This window comes from Streptomyces sp. 15-116A (genome assembly GCF_025290915.1).
Classification (GTDB): domain Bacteria; phylum Actinomycetota; class Actinomycetes; order Streptomycetales; family Streptomycetaceae; genus Streptomyces.
Map to the genome: position 1 here is coordinate 1 of NZ_JAOCQE010000522.1, position 1,639 is coordinate 1,639.

Genomic DNA, 1,639 nt, shown 5'->3' on the forward strand with positions numbered 1-1,639 from the left:
GGGGCCGACGTCCGCGCGTATCTCGACGCCGGCTCGACCCGTGCCGAGCGGGACACCATCGCCCGCCGCTACCGGGTGCGCTGGCTGCTGCTGACGCGCTGGCACCCGGTGCCGGAGGAGGCCGTGGTGGTGGCGTGGAGCGAGCGGACGGGCGAGGTGCTGGCGCGGGTCGGCTGAACGCTCCGCCCGCCCGGGACTCGGCCGAACGCTCCGCCCGCCCGGGACTACTCGATGACGAGGTCGACCGGGATGTTGCCGCGGGTGGCGTTGGAGTAGGGGCAGACCTGGTGGGCCTGCTCGACGAGCTTGCGGCCGGTCGCCTCGTCCACGTTCTCCGGCAGTTCGACGCGCAGCGTCACCGCGAGCGCGAAGCCCTCGCCCTGCTTGCCGATGCCGACCTCGGCGGTCACCGCGGCGTCGCTGACGTCGATCTTCGCGGCCCGGCCGACCAGGCCGAGGGCGCTGGCGAAGCAGGCGGAGTACCCGGCGGCGAACAGCTGCTCGGGGTTGGTGCCCTGCCCGGAGCCGCCCATCTCCACCGGGATGCCCAGCTTGAGGTCGAGCGTGCCGTCGGAGGAGACGGCGCGGCCCTCGCGGCCGTGGGTGGCGGTGGCGACGGCGGTGTAGAGCGCGTTCATGGGTGGACCTTCCCTCCAGTCGGGTGCGTGACGTCCTCGAGTAGAGCACACAACTCAGATGGACGCAATTGGATTGTGCACAACTCAATAGCCCACCGGCGCTACCCTGGAGGCATGACACCGAGCTCCGCCGACGACTGGCTCCGCCTGGACCAGCAGATCTGCTTCTCCCTGAACGCGGCCTCCCGCGCCTTCAACGGCGTCTACCGCGTGATCCTCAAGGACCTCGGGCTCACCTACCCGCAGTACCTCGTGATGCTGGTCCTCTGGGAGCACGGCGCGCTGCCCGTGAAGAGGCTCGGCGAGCATCTGCGCCTGGACTCCGGCACGCTCTCCCCGCTGCTCAAGCGGCTGGAGGCGGCCGGCCTGGTACGCAGGGAGCGCAGCGCGCGCGACGAGCGGTCGGTGGAGGTGCGGCCCACCGAGGAGGGCGCCGCCCTGCGGGAACGGGCGGCCGAGGTGCCCCGCCGGATCGCCGCCGCGACCGGCTTCGAGCTCGCCGAGATCCGCGCCCTGCGCTCCGACCTCGACCGGCTCACCACGGCACTGGACGCGGCCGCGACCACGGCGGCGAGCACGTCAGCGACAGCGACAGCGACAGGCGAGGCGTGACGAAACACCCTTAAGCGGGCAAAAGTCCCATGACCGGCCCACCACCCTCAGGGACGCCATGGACCCCCACGTTGCCCAGGTCGCCGTCGTCGTCATCGGCTACGACGACTCCGCCCATGTGACCGACGCCGTCCGCTCGGCGCTCGACCAGGGCCCGGCCGTGCGCGAGGTCGTCGCCGTGGACGACTGCTCGGCGGACGGCAGCGCCGGCCTGCTCGCCCGGCTGGCCGAGCGCGAGCCGCGCCTGCGCGTGATCGGGCTGCCGGTCAACAGCGGCGGCTGCGGGACGCCCCGCAACACCGGGCTCGACGCGGTGACCGCGCCGTACGTGATGTTCCTGGACAGCGACGACGTCCTCCCGCCCGGCGCGGTGGACGCCCTCCTCGCGG

3 protein-coding genes are annotated in these 1,639 nt (G+C 72.9%); 2 read left to right on the forward strand and 1 reads right to left on the reverse strand.

What is annotated here, in order from left to right; genetic code table 11:
- Positions 1–224: 224 nt before the first annotated feature.
- Entirely contained in the window at positions 225–638 is a 414-nt protein-coding gene (locus N4P33_RS35080; protein ID WP_260830950.1) for an organic hydroperoxide resistance protein, read from the reverse strand.
- Positions 639–752: 114 nt separating this feature from the next.
- Here N4P33_RS35080 and N4P33_RS35085 point away from each other — a divergent pair, with 114 nt between their 5' ends.
- Positions 753–1,250: a MarR family winged helix-turn-helix transcriptional regulator gene (locus tag N4P33_RS35085; RefSeq protein WP_260830951.1), complete on the forward strand. Its 498-nt coding sequence runs from the start codon at positions 753–755 to the stop codon at positions 1,248–1,250.
- 58 nt (positions 1,251–1,308) lie between these two features.
- Positions 1,309–1,639 (forward strand): glycosyltransferase family A protein (locus N4P33_RS35090; protein ID WP_260830953.1); only part of this gene is annotated, 331 nt, incomplete at its 3' end.